Annotated in this window: 16 protein-coding genes and 1 pseudogene; 7 read left to right on the top strand and 10 right to left on the bottom strand. The window is 70.8% G+C overall.

Translation table 11 applies throughout. The features are described from left to right. Position 1: 1 nt before the first annotated feature. From ACIRPU_RS10795 to ACIRPU_RS10775, 5 genes are all read left to right on the top strand, one after another. The gene (locus tag ACIRPU_RS10795; protein WP_355705991.1) at positions 2-1,336 is read left to right on the top strand and encodes a GTP-binding protein; all 1,335 of its coding nucleotides are present in this window, start codon (positions 2-4) and stop codon (positions 1,334-1,336) included. A gap of 235 nt (positions 1,337-1,571) precedes the next feature. Beyond that, positions 1,572-2,684 (top strand): aliphatic sulfonate ABC transporter substrate-binding protein, encoded by a 1,113-nt coding sequence (locus ACIRPU_RS10790; RefSeq protein WP_403864556.1) that lies wholly within the window; start codon positions 1,572-1,574, stop codon positions 2,682-2,684. Positions 2,685-2,694: 10 nt separating this feature from the next. Then, complete coding sequence (locus ACIRPU_RS10785) at positions 2,695-3,507, top strand: ABC transporter ATP-binding protein (protein ID WP_384112934.1); 813 nt, start codon at positions 2,695-2,697, stop codon at positions 3,505-3,507. Further along, a complete protein-coding gene (locus tag ACIRPU_RS10780) occupies positions 3,494-4,393 on the top strand; it encodes an ABC transporter permease (RefSeq protein WP_403864552.1) in 900 nt (299 codons plus the stop codon). The genes ACIRPU_RS10785 and ACIRPU_RS10780 overlap by 14 nt, the downstream gene beginning before the upstream one ends. Positions 4,394-4,399: 6 nt before the next feature. Next, positions 4,400-5,161: a sirohydrochlorin chelatase gene (locus ACIRPU_RS10775; protein WP_403864549.1), complete on the top strand. Its 762-nt coding sequence runs from the start codon at positions 4,400-4,402 to the stop codon at positions 5,159-5,161. 296 nt (positions 5,162-5,457) lie between these two features. Here ACIRPU_RS10775 and ACIRPU_RS10770 read toward each other — a convergent pair whose 3' ends face one another. The 3 genes from ACIRPU_RS10770 to ACIRPU_RS10760 all read right to left on the bottom strand — a co-directional run bounded on the left by ACIRPU_RS10770 (position 5,458) and on the right by ACIRPU_RS10760 (position 8,209). Further along, positions 5,458-6,057, bottom strand: coding sequence for a TIGR03086 family metal-binding protein (locus ACIRPU_RS10770; protein WP_403864546.1), 600 nt, complete (start codon positions 6,055-6,057; stop codon positions 5,458-5,460). A 26-nt stretch (positions 6,058-6,083) separates the two neighbouring features. Beyond that, on the bottom strand, positions 6,084-7,118 hold the full coding sequence (locus ACIRPU_RS10765) for a ketopantoate reductase family protein (RefSeq protein WP_403864543.1): 1,035 nt from the start codon (positions 7,116-7,118) through the stop codon (positions 6,084-6,086). Positions 7,119-7,660: 542 nt separating this feature from the next. Then, a complete protein-coding gene (locus ACIRPU_RS10760) occupies positions 7,661-8,209 on the bottom strand; it encodes a DUF1697 domain-containing protein (protein WP_403864540.1) in 549 nt (182 codons plus the stop codon). Between the two features lie 419 nt (positions 8,210-8,628). On the opposite strand from ACIRPU_RS10760, the gene ACIRPU_RS10755 reads away from it, so the two are divergent. Next, positions 8,629-10,893 carry an MMPL family transporter gene (locus tag ACIRPU_RS10755; protein ID WP_403864537.1) on the top strand — a complete coding sequence of 755 codons (2,265 nt, stop codon included), beginning with the start codon at positions 8,629-8,631 and terminating at the stop codon, positions 10,891-10,893. Between the two features lie 167 nt (positions 10,894-11,060). Here ACIRPU_RS10755 and mgt read toward each other — a convergent pair. From mgt to ACIRPU_RS10735, 4 genes and pseudogenes are all read right to left on the bottom strand, one after another. After that, positions 11,061-12,303, bottom strand: a pseudogene (gene mgt, locus ACIRPU_RS10750) (macrolide-inactivating glycosyltransferase). A gap of 17 nt (positions 12,304-12,320) precedes the next feature. Beyond that, positions 12,321-12,935, bottom strand: coding sequence for a hypothetical protein (locus tag ACIRPU_RS10745; RefSeq protein ID WP_403864534.1), 615 nt, complete (start codon positions 12,933-12,935; stop codon positions 12,321-12,323). Further along, a complete protein-coding gene (locus ACIRPU_RS10740) occupies positions 12,932-14,530 on the bottom strand; it encodes a sensor histidine kinase (RefSeq protein WP_403864531.1) in 1,599 nt (532 codons plus the stop codon). Before ACIRPU_RS10740 ends, ACIRPU_RS10745 begins: the two co-directional genes overlap by 4 nt. A 47-nt stretch (positions 14,531-14,577) precedes the next feature. Beyond that, a complete protein-coding gene (locus ACIRPU_RS10735) occupies positions 14,578-15,270 on the bottom strand; it encodes a response regulator transcription factor (RefSeq protein WP_351759159.1) in 693 nt (230 codons plus the stop codon). Between the two features lie 230 nt (positions 15,271-15,500). Here ACIRPU_RS10735 and ACIRPU_RS10730 point away from each other — a divergent pair, with 230 nt between their 5' ends. After that, positions 15,501-16,361, top strand: a complete 861-nt coding sequence (locus ACIRPU_RS10730) for a DUF3152 domain-containing protein (protein WP_403864528.1) — start codon at positions 15,501-15,503, stop codon at positions 16,359-16,361. A gap of 9 nt (positions 16,362-16,370) precedes the next feature. Here ACIRPU_RS10730 and ACIRPU_RS10725 read toward each other — a convergent pair whose 3' ends face one another. Genes ACIRPU_RS10725 through ACIRPU_RS10715 form a run of 3 tightly spaced genes read right to left on the bottom strand, consistent with a single transcriptional unit; the run spans position 16,371 to position 19,449 of the window. Continuing rightward, on the bottom strand, positions 16,371-17,645 hold the full coding sequence (locus ACIRPU_RS10725; RefSeq protein WP_403865081.1) for an ABC transporter substrate-binding protein: 1,275 nt from the start codon (positions 17,643-17,645) through the stop codon (positions 16,371-16,373). A gap of 35 nt (positions 17,646-17,680) precedes the next feature. After that, the gene (locus tag ACIRPU_RS10720) at positions 17,681-18,514 is read right to left on the bottom strand and encodes a carbohydrate ABC transporter permease (RefSeq protein WP_403864525.1); all 834 of its coding nucleotides are present in this window, start codon (positions 18,512-18,514) and stop codon (positions 17,681-17,683) included. After that, on the bottom strand, positions 18,511-19,449 hold the full coding sequence (locus ACIRPU_RS10715) for a carbohydrate ABC transporter permease (protein WP_403864522.1): 939 nt from the start codon (positions 19,447-19,449) through the stop codon (positions 18,511-18,513). The genes ACIRPU_RS10720 and ACIRPU_RS10715 overlap by 4 nt, the downstream gene beginning before the upstream one ends. Between the last annotated feature and the right edge of the window lie 34 nt (positions 19,450-19,483).

Below are 19,483 nucleotides of genomic sequence, written 5' to 3'. Positions count from 1 at the left end.
CATGAGCACGATCACCTCCGAGGAACTCTCGGCCACGACCCTGTTGCGGTTCGCCACCGCCGGTTCCGTCGACGACGGCAAGTCCACGCTCGTGGGCCGGCTCCTGCACGACTCCAAGTCGATCCTCAGCGACCAGCTGGAGGCCGTGGAGCGTGCCTCGGCGAACCGCGGTCAGGACACCCCCGACCTGGCGCTCCTCACCGACGGCCTGCGCGCCGAGCGCGAGCAGGGCATCACCATCGACGTGGCCTACCGCTACTTCGCCACGCCCCGGCGCCGCTTCATCCTCGCCGACACGCCCGGCCATGTGCAGTACACCCGCAACATGGTGACGGGTGCCTCCACGGCCGAGCTGACGGTGATCCTGGTCGACGCCCGCAACGGGGTTGTGGAACAGACCCGCAGGCACGCGGCGATCGCGGCCCTGCTTCGTGTTCCGCACGTCGTCCTCGCCGTCAACAAGATGGACCTCGTCGAGTACAGGGAAACCGTCTTCGCGGAGATTGCCGAGGAGTTCACGGCGTACGCGAGCGAGCTCGGCGTTCCCGAGGTCACCGCGATCCCGATCTCGGCGCTCGCCGGTGACAACGTGGTGGATCCGTCGGCGAACATGGACTGGTACGGCGGGCCGACCTTCCTGGAACACCTGGAAACGGTTCCGGTCAGTCACGACCTGGCGCACTGCCACGCACGGCTCCCCGTGCAGTACGTGATCCGTCCGCAGACCGCCGAGCACCCGGACTACCGGGGATACGCGGGCCAGATCGCGGCCGGCACGTTCCATGTGGGTGAGGCGGTGACGGTTCTGCCGTCCGGCCGTACCTCGACGATCGCCGGCATCGACCTGCTGGGCGAGCCGGTGGACGCGGCGTGGACGACCCAGTCGGTGACCTTGCTGCTCAGGGACGACATAGACATCTCGCGCGGCGACCTGATCGTGCCCACCAAGGACGCGCCGCCCACCACACAGGACGTCGAGGCGACCGTGTGCCACGTGGCGGACCAGCCGCTGACCGTCGGGCACCGGGTGCTGATCAAGCACGGCACCCGCACGGTCAAGGCGATCGTCAAGGACATCCCGTCCCGACTCACGCTCGACGACCTGTCCCTGCACCCGCACCCGGGACAGCTCGTCGCCAACGACATCGGCCGCGTGAAGATCCGCACCTCGGAACCGCTTCCGGTGGATTCCTACGCCGACTCCCGCCGCACCGGCTCGTTCATCCTGATCGACCCGGCCGACGGCACCACGCTCACCGCGGGCATGGTCGGCGAGTCGTTCGCGTCGCCGGAGCCGGTCAAGGACGAGTCCGACGACGACGGTTGGGACTTCTGAAAATGACCACAACCGATTTCTACTCCACGTTCGCGAAGGAGGGCGGCCGCATCGGCAGCGGCGCCCTCGGCAGCGGGCAGGGCGGAGTCGCGCGATGTGCGCTCTGACGTACGCGCACTGCCTGCGCGCCCCGTCCCCCCACCCGCCGTCCCGGAAGCGACGAAAACCCTTTGCCGATTTCCCGGCCACGACCTGAAAATCCGTGACCGCCGGGCCAACGAGAGGAACCCCTCCCGTGCCTGCCAACCGCTCAGCTCTTCTTCGCCGCGGCATCGCCGCCGCAGCGGCCCTTCCCCTGCTCGCCCTCGCCGCCTGCGGTTACGGTTCCGACGCCAAGGACGACAACGCCAACGAGAAGGTCGCCGCCGGATCGGAGAAGATCGACGGGCTCGACACCGTCAAGATCGGCTACTTCGGCAACCTGACGCACGCGACCGCGCTGGTCGGCCGTGAGCAGGGCATCTTCCAGAAGGCGCTGGGCGCCACCAAGGCGTCGTACGCGACCTTCAACGCGGGCCCGTCCGAGATCGAGGCGCTGAACGCCGGCTCCATCGACATCGGCTGGATCGGCCCCTCCCCGGCGATCAACGGCTTCACCAAGTCCGCCGGCAAGAGCCTGCGCATCATCGGCGGTTCGGCGTCCGGCGGTGTGAAGCTCGTCGTCAACCCGGACAAGATCAAGTCCCTCAAGGACGTCAAGGGCAAGAAGATCGCCACGCCGCAGCTCGGAAACACGCAGGACGTGGCGTTCCTGAACTGGATCGCCGACCAGGGCTGGAAGGTCGACGCGCAGAGCGGCAAGGGCGACGTCACCGTGGTCCGCAGCGACAACAAGGTGACTCCGGACGCCTTCAAGGCCGGTTCGCTCGACGGCGCCTGGGTGCCGGAGCCGACCGCGTCCAAGCTGGTCGCCGAGGGCGGCAAGGTGCTGCTCGACGAGGCGTCGCTGTGGCCCGACAAGAAGTTCGTGATCACGAACATCATCGTGTCGCAGAAGTTCCTCACCGAGCACCCGAAGGTCGTCGAGGCGGTGCTGAAGGGGTCGGTCGACTCCAACAAGTGGATCAACGCCAACCCGGCGGCGGCCAAGGCCGCGGCGAACAAGCAGCTGGAGACGGACTCCGGCAAGGCGCTGCCGACCGAGGTGCTCGACCCGGCGTGGACGTCGATCCAGTTCATCAACGACCCGCTGGCCTCCACGCTCAACAGCGAGGCGGAGCACGCGGTCAAGGCGGGCCTGCTGGAGAAGCCCGACCTCAAGGGCATCTACGACCTGAGCATCCTGAACAAGGTCCTCAAGGCCGAGGGTGAGTCCACGGTCGACGACGCCGGTCTCGGCGTCAGCTGATCGGAGTCCGATGAGTTCCCAGGAGGTGACGACCATGGCCACGACCTTCGCCAAGGCCGCCGAGTCCGCGGAGTCCGTGGAATACGCGGCCCGGCTTGAGCACGTCTCGAAGTCCTTCGCGGGGCCGGGCGGGCAGCAGCTCGTCCTGGACGACATCACCCTCGATGTCGCTCCCGGCGAGTTCGTCACCCTCCTGGGGGCTTCGGGCTGCGGCAAGTCCACTCTGCTCAACCTGGTGGCGGGGCTCGACGAGCCCACCGCCGGTTCCATCACGACGGACGGCCGTCCGGCGCTGATGTTCCAGGAGCACGCCCTCTTCCCGTGGCTGACCGCGGGCAAGAACATCGAGCTCGCCCTGAAGCTCCGGGGCGTCGCGAAGACCGAGCGGCGCGACAAGGCCGAGGAGCTCCTCGAGCTGGTGCGGTTGAAGGGCGCGTACGGAAAGCGTGTTCACGAACTTTCCGGCGGTATGCGGCAGCGCGTGGCGATGGCCCGCGCGCTGGCGCAGGAGAGCAAGATGCTGCTGATGGACGAGCCGTTCGCGGCGCTGGACGCCATCACGCGGGACGTTCTGCACGACGAGCTCACCCGGATCTGGGGGGAGACGGGACTGTCCGTCCTCTTCGTCACGCACAACGTGCGGGAGGCGGTACGGCTCGCGCAGCGGGTCGTCCTGCTGTCCTCCCGGCCCGGCCGGGTCGCGCGCGAGTGGACCGTCGACATCCCGCAGCCACGCCGGATCGAGGACGCCCCGGTGGCGGAACTGTCCATCGAGATCACCGAAGTCCTGCGTGGGGAGATCCGCCGTCATGGCCAGCACTGAGACGAAGTCGACGGTGACGAAGGCGGGTACCACCGAGCTTGCCGGGGTGGAGGCGGGGCTCGACGCGCTGGACGTCGTGGCGCCCGCCGTCCGCACGCCCTTTCGGCGGACCTTCGTCGACAAGATCCTGCCGCCGATCCTGGCGACGGTGCTGCTGCTGATCGTCTGGCAGATCACCTACAAGGTCGTCGACGACCCGACCAAGCTGGTCTCTCCCTTGGACGTCTGGCGGACGCTGCAGGACGCCTGGCTCGAGGGCAAGCTGCTCGGCTACATCTGGACCAGCGTCTCGCGCGGTCTGCTCGGTTTCCTCTTCGCGCTGGCGATCGGCACCCCGCTGGGTCTGCTGGTGGCACGGGTGAAGTTCGTGCGGGCGGCGATCGGTCCGATCCTGTCCGGTCTCCAGTCGCTGCCGTCGGTGGCGTGGGTGCCGCCGGCCGTGCTGTGGCTGGGCCTGAACAACTCGATGATGTACGCGGTGATCCTGCTCGGCGCGGTGCCGTCCATCGCCAACGGACTGGTGTCCGGCGTCGACCAGGTGCCGCCGCTGTTCCTGCGGGCGGGTCGCACCATGGGCGCGACGGGTCTGAGGGGAACCGTGTACATCACGTTGCCGGCCGCGCTGCCGGGCTATGTGGCGGGTCTGAAGCAGGGCTGGGCGTTCTCGTGGCGTTCGCTGATGGCGGCGGAGATCATCGCGTCCTTCCCCGACCTCGGCGTCGGTCTCGGTCAGTTGCTGGAGAACGGGCGCAACGCCAGTGACATGTCGATGGTGTTCGAGGCGATCCTGCTCATCCTGTTCGTCGGCATCGCCATCGACCTGCTGATCTTCAGTCCGCTGGAGCGGTGGGTGCTGCGAAGCCGTGGTCTGCTGGTGAAGAGCTGAAGTCCCATGTACAGGAAACCGGTTCCTCCCGTTCTCGTGGTGATTGCCCACGGCAGTCGTGATCCGCGGCACGCAGCGACCGTGCACGCCCTGGTGCGGCGGGTGCGGTCGTTGCGGCCGGGCCTGCGGGTAGAGACCGGTTTCCTGGACTTCAACATCCCTTCCGTCGCTGGAGTGCTGGAGTCGTTGGCGGCGGAGGGCGTCCGTGACGTCGTGGCGCTGCCGTTGCTGCTGACCCGGGCGTTCCACGCGAAGGCGGACATCCCGGCGGTCCTGCGGGACGCTCCGGCGCAGCTGCGGATCAGACAGGCCGAGGTACTCGGCCCGTCGCCGCTGCTGCTCGCCGTCCTGGAACGACGGCTGTACGAGGCCGGCCTGACGCCCGCCGACAAGTCCTCGACCGGGGTCGTGCTGGCCTCGGCGGGGTCCACCGACCCGGAGGCGATCGCAGTGATCGCAGAAATCGCGCGGGAGTGGCGGCGCACCGGTTGGTGTGCCGTGCGGCCTGCGTTCGCCTCCGCCGGTTCTCCCTCGGGGTTCCCGCGCACCGAGGACGTGGTCCGCGAACTGCGGGCGCTGGGGTGCTCGCGGGTCGCCGTCGCCCCGTACGTCCTGGCCCCCGGCTTTCTGCCGGACCGCATCGCGCGAGGCGCGGCCGGGGCGGATGTCCTGGCGGACGTGCTGGGTGCGGCGCCCGAGGTGGCGCGGGTGCTGCTGGAACGGTACGACGCGGCACGCACGCCGGCGCTGGCCGCTGTCGGCGCCTGACCGACGCCGGGGTCCCTCGCGCCGCGAGGGGCTCCGTTTCTGTTGCGGTACCGGTTTCGCTGCGATCCGGTGTCCGCTGCGGTGCCGGTCTGAGTTGCGGTACCGGTTTCTGTTTTGGGCCCGGTCTGAGTTGCGGTACCGGTTTCCGTTGCGGTACCGGTTTCCTTTTCGACAGCGGTTTCCGACGCGGCACCTCTCTGCTGCCGTACCGATTTCGTTTTGCAACACCGGTACGACACATCTGCTGAAACCTGCGAAACCGATCGGGGCCGGTGAAGTCGGCCCGAGGTGATCGCTCAGCGGTCCGCGTGGGCCGCGCCCTGGCGCGGATCGCGCCCGCTCGCCGCCAGTGCCCGCTCGAACACCGGCGCGTCCTCCGCCACCGGCACCACGGCCGCGAAACCGTCGTACTGGCGGTAGAGGTCGCCGTGCCGTTCGACGACGTCGAGGACGAAGCGGGCGGCGTCGTCCGAGATGCGGAACTCCTGGTCGGTGGCGACCGCCACGTCCCAGCCGTGCACCGCCATCTCCTTGACGATCATCGAGGCGAGCTCGGCGGCGGGCATCGAGCCCGCTCCCATGTCGACCTCGCCCTCCCACACGGCCGGATCCGTCCAGGCCGCGACCGCGCGCTCCAGCTGGTCGGCGTACGCCTCGGCCCACTGCGGGTCGGCGGTGAAGTCACGGGCGATCAGGTCGTCGGGGAGCTGCTTGCGCAGGGCGCGGTGCTCGAGGCCGTGGGAGGTGTAGAGGACCCAGTGGTCGACCAGGGTGCGGACGTCCCAACCCGGGCAGTGCGTCGGGTCGTTCAACCGTGCCGTCGGGACACCTCGGGCGACGCGCGACGCCTCGGCGGCGCATTCGGACATGTACTGGTGTGTCTCGTCGTACTTCATGCGCCCCACGCTAGGCAGCGGAGTGCTCAGGACTCTTGAACAAACGCGACAGCGCCGGCGGTCCGGTCGTCGGCCAGCCTGATCAGCTCCGGCAGCGGCAGGGAGCCGGGCGCCCTCCGGTCCCGGGCGAACTGGTTGGCAAGTCGTTGCAGCAACTCGTTCAGCGGGGTCGGTACGCCGTGCAGACGGCCGAGGAGCGCGATCTCGCCGTTGAGGTGGTCGGCCTCGATGGTGCCGGCGCCACGGCTGAGGGACTGCCAGGAGGAGCCGCCGCCGCGCGGGGCGCCGGCGAGCGGGACCAGGGTGACCTTGTCACCGCGTAGGGCCTGCTGTTCCTCGGCGCTCGCCCACGCGATCCCGGCGGCGTGCAGCACGGCCTCGCCCTCGGCCCGCACCCTCGCGTACAGCGCCTCTGCCTCGGGGTCGCCCACCAGGCCGCTCACCGCTTCCAGGGCGTTTCCGAGGTTGGACAGCAGCTTCGCGTACTGCCAGCGGGAGACGTCGGGCACGACCGGCGCCTCGAAGTGCGCCTTCTCCAGGTCGGCGGCGATACGGCGGGCCGTGTCGTCCGTGCCGTGCGGGTACCGGCCGAGGTGGAGGATGCCGGTGAGCGGGGTGCCGGCGGCGGAGACGACACCCGGTTCGACATGGGTGGCGGGCAGCCAGACGCAGACGCCGTAGACGTGCCGGAAGCGGCGCAGGGCGAGGCGCGGGCTCTCCACCCCGTTCTGTGCGCAGACCAGGGGCAGCAGCTCGGCGGCCGTGCCGCCGCCCTCGACCGGGGCCGGGCCCCACGCCTGGAGCGCCGCCTCGGTGTCCTGGGTCTTGACGGCGAGGAACAGGACGTCGTCGGCGCGCAGCGTGCCGAGCGCGTCCGGTCCGTCGACGACGGGCAGCCGGTACGTCAGCTCGCCCTGCGGCACCCTGAGCCGCAGTCCGCCCTCCGTGAGCGCCGTCCGGTGCGCGCCGCGCGCGACCAGGACGACCTCCTGTCCGGCTTCCGCCAGTCGTCCGCCGACCGTGCCGCCGATCGCCCCTGCCCCGATGATGATGTAACGCATGGGACGAGCCTCGCACAGCAGTGCGTACGCCCCGTCGAAAGCGTGGGAAAAAGGTCCGGCCCGGGTTGACCTTGTCTCTGGGACAGGGCCGAGGGTCCGGACAGGGACGATGCCTCCCTGCGGCGGACGCCGTACCGCGATCCGGGCGACCTGGACGTCTCCGATCCGCCCCGCGATCCTCGTGAACTCATGTGCCCTGTACGCGATCTGATGGTGCATCGGCCGGAAGGAGAAGGAGTCCGGGACCAGATCTCCCCGGGGAGCGGCTGCACCTCGACGCGGAGTCCCTGTTCGCTGCTGCTGTGTTCGCTGCTGTGCGCGACGGGGACGCCGTCCCGCATCCGGGGCGGGTACGCCTGCACGGGAGCGCGGCCGTCGCTCCCGTGCAGGCGGCCGCCGCCGTGGACGCGGTGGCCGCCGCCCGCACCTGCGAGGAGGGCCGCCCGCACCCGCGAGGAGGGCGGCGCTACGCCGATCCGCGGCTCACCGTGCCCCGCGAGATCCTGTCCCTGGCGCCCTTCCCCGGGCTGCGCTGCGCACGGTCACGCTCCCGTCATCTCCACCAGTTTGACGACGGTGTTCCAGTTCCGGGTCGTGGCGATGAGCCCCTTGTTCAGCCGTGGCCTGGACAGTTGCTCGGCGAGCTTGGACCGGCCGAGGCCCTCGGGGGCGTACAGGTACAGGACACGGTCGCCGAGGCGGAACTCCTCGGGGAGGTGGGCGGCCTGGTCGATCCCGGCGTAGCGCTCCGCTTCGACGGGGGTGGAGAAATATGTGACGTGGAGTTGCTTGGCCTCCAGCTCGGCGGCCGGGAACGGGCAAGTGTCGGCAACCGCTTTCAGAAAGGCGTGGTCGCGCACGATCACGCCCACGGCGAAGCCGAAGTGTTTCTCGATCGAGGCCGTGAGCTCCGCGGCGATGCTCTCCTCGTCCCCGTGGGCGGAGGAGAAGACGGCCTGACCGCTCTGGAGGTAGGTGCGGACGTCCCCGAGGCCGAGTCCGTCCAGCAGGGTGCGCAGTTCGGCCATCGGGACCTTCCTGCTGCCGCCCACGTTGATGCCGTGCAGCAGTGCCGCGTACGTCGTCGTCATCCGCTCACCCTAAGCGGCCGTCGTGCCCCGTGGGGGTGGGCACGACGGCCGCGGCCGGGGTGGAGCGTCGGGCGAAACTCTGGCCGATCGACGGGGCGCGGAGCGACATCTTCCGAACATCTCCACAGGCTTGCGACTTGTTCGACAAACTTTCGTAATCACCGAACCGACCTTCACCCTCGTACCGTCCATCGGCCTCCGCCGCCGGCTCGCACCCTGATCGTCATCCCCGAGATCCCCGGATAGATGTAGGGGACCCCTGTCCTCCCCAGCGGTGAGACGACGGGGTCCGACGGGAGGAGTCGAGGGTCCGGCACCTCACCGGGCAGCACGACGAGATGGCCTTATCCAGCCCATACCTTCGAATCGAAAGGTGGCGGCAGGGGGCTTCCACCACATCACAAGAGGGCAGGCCCGTCATGGGGACCGGAGATATACGGGTGCGGGGCATCGCCGCGCGGGCAGGCGGCTGGAGCGCCCGGCACCGATGGGCCGCCGTGGGCATCTGGGTGCTGTTCGTCGTCCTGGCCATGGGGATCGGCTCGGCGGCGGGCACCGTCGAGGTCAAGGAGAGTGACCAGCTCGGGGGTGAGACCCACACGGCCGCCCTGATCATCGAGGACGCAGGCATCGAGGAGCCGGCCAGTGAGACGGTCCTCATCCAGTCGAAGGGCGGCTCCGTCAAGGCCACGGACCCGGAGTTCAAGGCCGCCGTCGCCGCCGTCGTCGCGGCCGTCGACAAGACCGGCAAGGTCACCGACGTGACCTCGCCGTACGACTCGGGCACGATCTCCGAGGACGGTCGCAGCGCGCTCGTGCAGTTCGACATGCGCGGCGACTCCGACACCGCGGGCGAGCGGGTGGAGCCGGTTCTCGAGGCCGTCGAGGGCGTCCAGAAGGACCACTCCTCGCTGCGGATCGAGGAGATCGGCGGCGCCAGCATGATGAAGACGTTCGACGACGCGTTCGGCGACGACTTCCAGCAGGCGGAGCTCTCCGCCGTGCCGGTGGCCCTGGGCATTCTGCTGATCGCGTTCGGCGCGCTGGTGGCCGCGCTGCTGCCGGTGGCGCTCGCGGTCACCGCGATCATGGCGACGATGGGCCTGATGAGCATCGTCAGCCACTTCCAGCCGATGGACGACACCGCAAGCTCCGTGATGCTGCTGGTCGGTCTGGCCGTCGGCGTCGACTACTGCCTGTTCTACCTGCGCCGCGAGCGCGAGGAGCGGGCCGCGGGACGTGACCCGGAAACCGCTCTCAGGATCGCCGCGGCCACCAGTGGCCGGGCCGTGATCGTCTCCGGTGTCACCGTGTGCGTGGCGATGGCGGGCATGCTGTTCACCGGGCTCGCGACGTTCGAGGCGATGGGTCTGGCTTCCCTGATGGTGGTCGCGGTCGCCATGGTCGGTTCGGTGACCGTGCTGCCCGCGCTGCTGTCGCTGCTCGGCCGACGGGTGGAGAAGGGCCGGATCCCGTTCCTGCACCCCGAGAAGCGCCGCAAGAACGGCAACGGCGGGCGCGCCGACGAGGGCAGCCGGTTCTGGAGTGCCGTCCTCAAGGTCGTCCTCGCCAAGCCCGGCGTGTCGCTGGTCGTGGCGGCCGGCGCGCTGCTCGCGATCGCCGCTCCGGCGGTCGGCATGAAGACCCAGAACCTCACCCTGGACCAGGAGTTCGGCGACTCGCTGCCCATCGTGCAGACCTACAACCGGGTCAACGACGCATTCCCGGGCGGCTCCGAACCGGCCGAGATGATCGTCAAGGCGGACGACATCAACGCCGCGGAGGTGAAGACCGCGCTGGCGCAGTTCAAGGAGCGGGCGGTCAGCTCGGGCGCCTCCCGCGGACCGGTCGAGATCAAGCTGCACGACGCGCAGAACATCGCGTACGTGTACGTTCCGCTGGTCGGCGGCTCCGACCTGGACAAGGCGGGGGCGAGCCTGGACAAGCTGCGCGACGAGGTGCGGCCCGCCACGCTCGGCAAGATCGACGGCCTTCAGGCGCCGATCACCGGACAGGTGGCCGGTTCGAAGGACTTCAACGACCAACTGGGCGGCGCCGTCGCCCCGGTGTTCGCGTTCGTCGTGGTCTTCGCCTTCCTGCTGATGCTGCTGTCGTTCCGGTCGCTGACGGTCGCGATCACCTCGATCGTGCTCAACCTGCTGTCGGTGGGCGCCGCCTACGGCATCCTGGTCGCCGTCTTCCAGCACGGCTGGGGCGCGTCGCTGGTGGGCGCGGAGGGTGTCGGCGCCATCGTCACCTGGCTGCCGCTGTTCCTCTTCGTGATCCTGTTCGGCCTGTCGATGGACTACCACGTGTTCGTCGTCTCGCGGATCCGTGAGGCGCGGATGCGGGGCCGTTCGACGAACGAGGCCATCAAGCACGGTGTGGTCACCACGGCCGGTGTGGTCACCAGCGCCGCGGTCATCATGGTCGCCGTGTTCGCGATCTTCGGCACGCTGTCCATGCAGTCCATGAAGCAGATGGGCGTGGGCCTGGCGGCGGCGGTGCTGATCGACGCGACGATCATCCGGGGTGTGCTGCTCCCGGCCGTGATGGCGCTGCTGGGCGAGCGCAACTGGTACCTGCCGAAGTGGCTGCACTGGCTGCCCGACTTCACCCACGACGAGTCGCCCGAGGCGGTCGCGCCGGTGACGCGGGACGAGGGCGAGTCGCTGCGGGTCTGACACCGAGCGAGGCCTGCTGAAGCAGCGTGAACCGAGGGCCCGTTGACCTCCCGGGGGAGCCAACGGGCCCTCACTCACGCCTGGTTGGACAGGCGACCGATCCAGGACCGGTCATGGATCGGTTCGGTACCGGTCGAGGACCGGTACTCAAGGCTTCGGGACGATGTTCAGGACCGCTTCCCCATCAGCTCGGCCTCGATGAGGTCCACCGCCCGGCGGGTGCCGCCCTCGTCCGCCATCTCCGCCTGGATCGCCTTGAGCCGACGCGCCACGTCCGGATCGTCGACGAGCGCGAGGGCGGTTTCCCGCAGGGTCTCGGCCGTCGCCTCGGGGGTGGCGATCCGCCGGGCCACACCGAGGCCCTGGAGCACGTCGGCGTTGCCGAACTGGTCGGCGGCCTGCGGTACGGCGATCATCGGTGTGGCCGTGGCCAGCCCCTCCTGGCTGCCGCCCGCGCCGGCGTGCGTGACGAACAGGTCTGCCTGCTTCAGAACCGCCAACTGCGGTACCCAGAAACGTACTTCGACGTTGTCGGGTACGGTGCCCAGCGCGGCGGGGTCGACGTGCCTGCCGATCTGGAGCACGAGGTGCCAGCCGGGCAAGTCGCCGAAGGCCCGCAGGCACTCCCGGTAGAAGTCCGGCTGGTCGGTGAAGGTCGAGCCCAGCGAGACGAGGACGACCTTCTCGGCCTGCTCGGGGCGCGTCCATTCACCCTCGGCGGCGCGGTCGCCCTGGCAGGCGCCGACGAACGTGTACACGCTTTCGTCGACCCGGTCTGCGTGCGGCTGGAGCGCCCTGGGGATCAGCACGAGGGAGCGGGCCGGGCGGCCGACGAAGGAGTCGGGGTGCTCGGTGATCCCGTTCTCCTCCAGCCAGGCATGGAAACGCGCGTAGTAAGCCTTCCCGCGCTCTGTTTCCCTCGGCTCCGCCCACATCGGTTCGGCGATCTCCTCCTCGTAGCCCTCCCAGGCCACGAGGTTGGGTGAGAGGGAGATCGCCGGCACGCCCCAGCGGCGGGCGAGGACGCGGGCCGGGTAGGCGGTGATGTCGTGCAGCACCAGGTCCGGCTCGTCGCCGTCGTAGGCCTCGATCAGCTGGGGCAGGGCCTGGATCGCGTCGGCCAGGAAGGGTTCGACGTGGTCGAGGAGGGTGCTCCCCCAGGCGGAGGGGTCGTCGTCGGGCGAGGGCAGCGTCGAGCGCCACGGCTTGACCTCGACGCCGGTACCGGCGACCTTCTCGGCGAAGACGGGCGGAATCGCGTACGTCACCCGGTGCCCGCGCCCGACGAGCTCGCGGATCACCTCGAGGCTCGGGTTCACGTGTCCGTGGGCGGCGATGGAGAACATGGCGACATGGGCGGGGCGACTGGTCATGTCGTCGACCCTAAGCGAGACGAGACGTCTCGTGCAATGTGAATAACGCGGCCGTCAGTCATCGGGACAGCGTTCATCGGATCCTTCGACGCTCCGGCCGAGCGCGTTCGTCACTTTCACGGTCACGGCCCCGGCCCCGGCCCCGGCCCCGGCGCCGATGTCCGTGGTGCGCTGCGCCTCGGCTGCCGTACAGATCAGTTGCGCCACCGCCAGGTCGGCCAACTCCTCGGCGAAACCGTGCAGTTGGATCGACACCACACCGCTCCGCGCGTTCACGGACACGGTGGCCGACGCCGGAGCCTCGTCGGCGGGACCGCCGGACGCGCCGGTGACGGGAGCCACGCTCGCGCCGGGCGTCGCGACGGGCGTCGGGGCGAGTGTCGGGGCGGCCGTCAGCGGAGGCAGCAGTGTGGTCAGCCGCTTCGCCCGTTCCGCGTCCGTAGGACCCTCGAGCAGGCTCCTCACCGCCGACTCGGCGTCGACCGCACCGACGGGTCTGCGGGGGACCGCGACCAGGGAACCGCTTTCGACGAGATAGACCCGCACCATCGGCACGATCCCGTGCGCGGGTCCGCCCGCCTCCACCACGCCGGTCGCCGGAATGCCGCAGGAGACCAGCGTGCACAGCGCCGGGACGCACAGCGCCAAGGCTCGACGCAGGGCCCTCATGCTCGCTCCTCCCGTAGGGGCTCGTCGGGCGCGGATGCGTCCCACGTCGGCCCGCCCCACCTCGGCCCGTCCAGGGTCGGCCCGTCCAGCGCCGGCTCGTTCAGCGCCGACTCGTCCCGGCGCAGCGGGAGTTCCACGGTGAAGACGGCGCCGCCCTCGGGTCGGTTCGCCGCCCGGACGGTGCCGCCGTGCATCCGGACGTTCTCCTCGGTGATCGCCAGCCCCAGTCCGCTGCCCTCGGTCCGGGACCGGGCGGCGTCCGACTTGTAGAAGCGTTCGAAGACATGGGGCAGCACGCCGTCGGGGATGCCGGGCCCGCTGTCCAGCACCTCGATGACCGCCCGCCGTCCGGTGCCGGACCCCTCGCCCTCGCCCTGACCTTGGCCTTGACCTTGGCTCTCGACCCGGCCCTCGACCTGACTCCCCCTCTCGTGGAGGCTCAACCGCACCGGACGGGCGCCGTGCCGCAGGGCGTTGCCGACCAGGTTGGCGACGACGACGTCGAGGCGGCGCGGGTCGACGCGTCCGCGCAGCGCGTCCGGCTCCGGCAGGCGGGCCTCCACGGTGTCGGTCCAGCCCCGGGCGGCGAGGGTGCGCCGGAGGGACTCGGCGAGGTCGATCTCGTCCAGATGCAGCACGGCCGCGCCCGCGTCGAAGCGGGAGATCTCCATCAGGTCGTCCACGAGCCGGGCCAGCTTCACGGTCTCCTCGCTGATCAGCCGGACCGCGGTGGCGGTGTCGGGGTCGAGGCCGGCGGCGTCCTCGTCGAGGACGTCGGTGACGGCGGACATGGCGGCCAGCGGAGTGCGCAGCTCGTGCGAGACGTCCGCGGCGAAACGGCGGGCCCGGGCCTCCATGCCGCGCAGCTCGGCCACCGACTCCTCCAGGGCGGCGGCCGTCTCGTTGAACGTGTGCGACAGCTCGGCGAGTTCGTCGGAGCCGTCGACGGCGAGACGGGTGTCCAGTCGGCCCTCGGCGATGCTGCGGGTGGCGTGGCGCAGCGCGCGTACCGGCCGCAGCACCCCGCGGGCGGCGAGCAGCGCGAGCAGGACGGCGAGGGCCAGGGCGGGGACGGCGGCCCGCTCCACGGCGGTCACCAGGGCGTCCACGTAGGCCTGTTCGGTGGTCTGCGGCACCGTCAGGAACACCTGGAGTCCGGAGAGGGGCCATCTGCTCGACAGGGAGGAGGTGAAGGCGACCGACATGCCGACGACGAGTGCGGTGTGGTCCGCGCGGTTCACCCGCTGGAAGACGGTGGCCGACCGGGAGTCGACCGCCTCGCGCAGGGCGGGCGTCAGTTCCTCGAACGGGTCGTCGGCGACGGACGTGGCCTCCAGTCCGCGGTAGGCGACCAGCACGCGCCAGGCGCCCGACGGCTCGGCGTCGGCCACCTCGGCGGCGAACCTCCGCAGTTCGTCCCGGCCGGTCGGCAGGACGAGGGCGGGGGCGAGCCGTGTCACCTGGGTGCGCAGCCGCTCGATCACGGTGTCCTGGCTCTGCTGGAGCACGCCGGTGCGCGCCTCACGGAAGGTGAGCGCGCCGGTGGTCGTGGCGGTGACGGCGGCGACCAGCGCGAACGCCACCACCAGCCGCACGCGCAGACCCCGCAGTCGATGCGTCCCGACGCGGGTCGCCAGGGGCCTCACCGGGAGGCGAACCGGTAGCCGAAGCCGCGCACGGTGTGGATGTGTCGGGGCTCGCGCGGGGGTTCGCCCAGTTTGGCGCGCAGCCGTTTGACGCAGGCGTCCACCAGGCGCGCGTCGCCGTGGTAGCTGTGCTGCCAGACCGCCTCGAGGAGCTGCTGCCGGCTGAACACCTGGCCGGGCGAGGCGGACAGGGTCAGCAGCAGTCGCAGTTCGGAGGGGGCGAGGGCGACCGGCGCCCCCTGCCAGGTGACCGAGAGTCCGGCCCGGTCGACGGTGAGGTCGCCGTAGGTGTCGATCTTCGGTATGCCGCCGTCGGCGGGCGCGCCGGCCGCCCGGCGCAGGACGGCGCGGATGCGGGCCTGGAGCACTCGGGCCGGAACGGGCTTGACCACGTAGTCGTCCGCGCCGGCCTCGAGACCGACAACGATGTCCTCGTCGTCGCCACGCGCGGTCGCCATGATGATGGGCAGCGTCTGGTCCAGGTCCCGCATCCTGCGGCAGACGTCCAGGCCGGTCATGCCGGGCAGCATCAGGTCCAGCACCACGACGTCGGGCCGGAAGGACCGCACCCGGTCCAGGCCGTCCTCCCCGGTCTCGGCGGCGGCGACCTCGTGGCCCTGGCGGCGCAGCGCGAGGGCGACGCCGTCCCGCACGGCGCGGTCGTCCTCGATCAGCAGAACTCGTGGCATGTGTTCAGTATCCGTACGCCGTCGGCCCGTTCGGAGCACTGTTACCGGATGATCACATGAAACGGAACCGGTCTGGTCGTTATGCTTTCGTTACCGTCCGGGCCAGATCCGATCACATGGCAATCACAATCTGACTGACCATGACCGCGCACAAAGCAACTCCCTCCCCCACCCGTCGCCGTCGGAGCGGCCCCGCGCACGCTTTCGACCGACGTGTCCGGAAGGGTTCGGTGTGGGGTGGGACCGCCGCGCTGGTCGTGCTGGGCGCCGCCGGTCTCACGGCCGTGGGCTGGACCTCGGCCGACGCGGGCGGGACGTCGGCCGAGGGCCGCTCCACCGCGTCCGACGAACCGGGCGGATCCGGGAAGTCCGGCCCCGCGCCCACCGGGCCGACGGCCGGCGCCGCCTCGCACACCTCGGGCAGTCCGCCGGCCGGTTCGTCCGCAGGCTTGTCCGGCAGTCCGTCCGGCAGTCCGTCGGCCGGGACATCCGTCGGCGCGCCCGCCGGGCCGTCCGCGTCGGACATCCCGGCCTCGGGCCCGGGCACCTTCACCACCGCCTCCGGTACGAGCGCCAAGGTGGGCAAGGGCACGGCCCTGCGCTACCGGGTCGACGTCGAGGACGGCCTCGACCTGTCCGCCACCGACGTGGCCCGCCAGGTGGAGATCATCCTGGGCGACCCGCGCGGCTGGACGGCGGACGGTCGCTCGGCGTTCCGGCGGGTCTCCGGCGGCGCCACCGACTTCGTCGTACGGGTCGCGACGCCCGGCACCGTGGACAAGATCTGCGGGGAGTACGGACTGGACACCGGCGGCGAGGTCAACTGCAGCGTGGCCGACAACGTCATGGTCAACCTCAAGCGCTGGCTGCTGGCCACCCCCGTCTACGCCAAGGACGTCACCGCCTATCGCGCGCTGATCGTCAACCACGAGGTGGGCCACTTCCTCGGTCACGGGCACGTCGGCTGTCCCGGTCCGGGCAAGCCCGCCCCGGCGATGATGCAGCAGATCAAGGGCATGGACGGCTGTGTCCCCAACGTCTGGCCGTACGACGACCGGGGACGGCTCGTCACCGGCCCCGCCGTTCCCTGAACCGGCCGTTCAGCGCTGGTAGCGGGCCAGCACCAGGTTGCCGTCCCGCTCGAGCCGCTCGCGCAGCTCACCGAGACCGATCGCCCCGCTGTAGTACTCCTGGAAGGCGGGGGTGGCGACCTTGTCCTTCCACTCGGCGTAGCCCCTGACGGACTGGGCGGGCGCCGGGCGCAGGTGCTCGGCGAGGGCGGTGCCGGTCGCCCAGTCGTCCTTCGCGGTGTGCAGGGCGGGGTCGGCGAGGGCCCGCGTGCCGGTCGGCAGCATCCAGTCGCCCAGCGCGAGGCGCACCATGTTCTTCGGCCGGAGCAGGAAGTCGATGAACGCCGCCGCCTCCCTCTTGTGCGGGCTGTCCTCGGCGACGGACAGCGTCTGCGGGCTGACCCCCTGGGCGAGTCCGTCGGCGCCCGCCGGGGCGGGCAGCACCTGCCAGTCGAACCCCTCGGGCGCCTGCTGCACGATCTGCTGGCGGTAGGAGAAGCCGAGCGGGACCATCGCGTACCGGCCGCCGAAGAAGCCCGGCAGGGTGTCCGAGCCGCCGCTGCCCAGCGTCGTGGGCGAGGCGCTGTGGTCGGTGTCGACCTGGTCGTGGACGGTGCGCGGTACGACCTCGTCGCCGGCCTCGAAGCGGACGGTGACCTTTCCGTCCGCTCCCCGGTGGAAGAGCTGTCCGCCCGCCGACAGGGAGAGGTTGAGGGTGGCGGAGACGGGCTCCTTCAGCGGCCAGGCCACGCCGTACCTGCCGTCGCCGCTGAGCTGCTCGGTGATCCGCCGGAACTCCGCCCAGCTCCAGGGGTGTTCGGGGGTCGGGATCCGTACGCCGGAGCGCTTCAGCCAGGTCGCGTTCGCGACGAGGACGCGCGGTTCCTGGAGGAACGGCACGCCGTAGACGCCGTCGTCGAAGGTGGTGGTCTCCCAACTGCGCCGCGAGATGTCGGACTTGAGGCGGGCGGGCAGCAGGTCGGTCAGGTCGGCGAGGTAGCCGCCGTAGGCGAAGTCGGCGAGGTCGTCGGAGGCGTCGTGGATGATGTCGGGGGCCTCGCCGCCCTCGAAGGAGGTGAGCAGCTGGTCGTGGACGCTCGACCAACTCCCCTGCACGTACTCGACCTTGACGTCGGAGTGGGTCGCGTTCCACTCCTCGACCAGTTCCTTGTTGGCCTGGACGGACTCCTCCTGCCAGGCCAGGGACTGGAAGCGGAGGGTGACGGGGCCGTCGTCGTCCTCGCCGCCGGCGGTGCAGCCCGCGAGGAGCAGCAGGGCGGCCACGATGAGCGCTCCGGTCCGCATCAGCGCTCCGGTCCGCATCAGCGCCGCGGTCCGCATCAGCTCTTCACCGCCCCGGCGAGCATGCCGCCCGTGATCCGTCGCTGGACGATCGCGAAGACGACCAGCGAGGGGAGGGTGGCGAGGAAGGCGGCGGCGGCCAGGGGGCCCAGGTCGGCGACGCCCTCCGCGCCGATGAAGTGGGTCAGGACGACCGGCAGGGTCTGTCTCTGCGGGGTCTTCAGCAGCACCAGCGCGAAGAAGAACTCGTTCCACGCCGTGATGAACGCGAACAGCCCCGTCGCCACGATCCCGGGAGCGAGCAGCGGCGCCGTCACCGAGACCAGCGTCCGCAGCCGCCCGGCGCCGTCGATCGCCGCCGCCTCCTCCAGCTCGACGGGGACGGCCCGGACGTATCCGACGAGCATCCACAGCGCGAAGGGCAGCGCCCACACCACGTACACCATCACCAGCCCCGGCACGGAGTCGATCAGCCGCAGGTTCTTCAGCACCAGGAACAGCGGGATGATCACCAGCACGAACGGGAACGCCTGGCTGACCACCACCCAGCCGGACGCGGCCCGCGCGAGCCGGGTGCGCTGCCGGGCCATGACGTACGCCATCGGGGTGGCGAGGACCACGGCGATCACGGCGGCGCTCGCCGCGGCGAGCAGGGAGTTGAACGCGGCGTGCAGCAGGGGCTGTTCGTCGAACGCCTGGCGGAAGTTGGCGAGGGTGGGGTGCTCCGGGATCCAGGTGGGGTGCAGGCTGCCCAGTTCGCGTGCGGGCTTGAACGCGACGGAGAGCAGCCAGAGGAAGGGGAAGGCGAGGAAGACGAGGTAGCCGAGCAGGGCCGCGTACTGTCCGGCCCGGGCCGCGGGGCGGGTCCTCAACGGTCGTCACCTCCCCTGATCCGGCCCACCAGGAACAGGGCCAGGAACACCGAGATCACCGCGACCATCACACAGCCCATCGCGGCCGCGTACCCGAACTGGCCGTAGCGGAAGGCCTCTTCGTAGGCGAAGAGCATGGGCAGCCGGGTGCGGCCGCCGGGTCCGCCGTTGGTCAGCACGTAGACCAGGGTGAAGGAGTTGAAGTTCCAGATGAAGTTGAGGGCCGTGACGGCGAGGGCGATGGGCCGCAGGGCGGGCCAGGTGACCGTCCGGAAGCGGCGCCAGGCGCCCGCGCCGTCCACCGCGGCCGCCTCGTGCAGTTCCCTCGGGGTGTTCTGCAGGCCGGCGAGCAGGGTGACCGTCGTCTGCGGCATGCCCGCCCACACGCCTACGACGATCACCGCGGGCAGCGCGGTCGCCAGCCCGCTGAGCCAGTCCCGCCCGTCGCCGAGGCCCAGGTCGCGCAGGGTCTCGTTGAGGATGCCGGCGTCCGGGTTGTAGACGAGCCGCCACATGACGCCGACCACGACCTCGGGCATCGCCCAGGGGATGATCGCGAGGGCGCGGGCCAGCGAGCGCAGCCGCAGGTCCTGGTCGAGGAGCAGGGCGAGGCCGAGGGCGAGCAGGAACTGCGGGACGGTCACCCCGATCGCCCAGAGCAGGCCGATCCGGAACGACTCCCAGAACAGCGTGTCGTGCAGCAGGTCGGAGAAGTTGAGGACGCCGATCCACCGGGTGGGCGCGGTACGGCCCGACTGGGCGTCGGTGAACGCCAGCAGGATCCCGTACAGCAGCGGGCCGACGCTCAGGGCCAGGATGGGGAGCAGGGCGGGGAGGACGAGGAACCACGCGCCGTGGCCGCCCGCGGTGCCGCGCGGCGGGCCGGCGCCGGACACGCGACGCGCGGTCCGTCTCTTCTCGGTCGCCAACGACACCGGAACGGCCCCCTTCCCGCGGCTGTGACGGGCG

Source organism: Streptomyces sp. NPDC102259, from assembly GCF_044766465.1.
Classification (GTDB): domain Bacteria; phylum Actinomycetota; class Actinomycetes; order Streptomycetales; family Streptomycetaceae; genus Streptomyces.
The sequence above is the reverse complement of the archived record's forward strand: the minus strand, read 5'-3'. Positions and strand labels throughout refer to the sequence as shown.